Annotated in this window: 1 tRNA gene; it reads right to left on the bottom strand. The window is 29.3% G+C overall.

The window, feature by feature from the left end:
- Window positions 1-298: 298 nt before the first annotated feature.
- Window positions 299-374, bottom strand: a tRNA-Ala gene (locus tag H0Z31_15820).
- Between the last annotated feature and the right edge of the window lie 145 nt (window positions 375-519).

Here is a 519-nt window from a genome sequence, read left to right as displayed (position 1 = left end):
CACCTATGGCCCTTAATATCTTTTTTAATTAATATTAAAATGTTCGATACAAATAAATGTATCTTTGTTATTCTAATTTGCGTTCACTACCTTATTTAATGTATCTAATATTTCACTGAAAAAAATTTAGTTTTTTTCCGCGTCGTACTTTAGTACAGAAAACAAGGAAGATCCTGTTGATTGTAGTTATTTAGTTAATATGATAATAATTTACTTTCACACGAATGTGATTATTTCTTATTTCATATATGTTGACTTTAACAATTGTAATTTAATGAACATAAAAGTTTAATTTTATTGGTGGAGAATAACAGGATCGAACTGTTGACCTCCTACGTGCAAGGCAGGCGCTCTCCCAGCTGAGCTAATCCCCCATCTGAAGTTAAACTTTCTAGTAATATATGTAAATAAATCCATAAATCACTGAAAACTAAGCAAGTAAAGACTAATAACAACAACTGTTTCTCATTCGTGAGATTTTCTTTGTATGTTAACTCAAATGAATGGTTAACTTTACTC

Origin of the sequence: Bacillus sp. (in: firmicutes), from assembly GCA_017656295.1 — a bacterium.
In the GTDB taxonomy this organism is placed as follows: domain Bacteria; phylum Bacillota; class Bacilli; order Bacillales; family JACDOC01; genus JACDOC01.
This window is presented reverse-complemented; position numbering and strand designations above follow the sequence as displayed.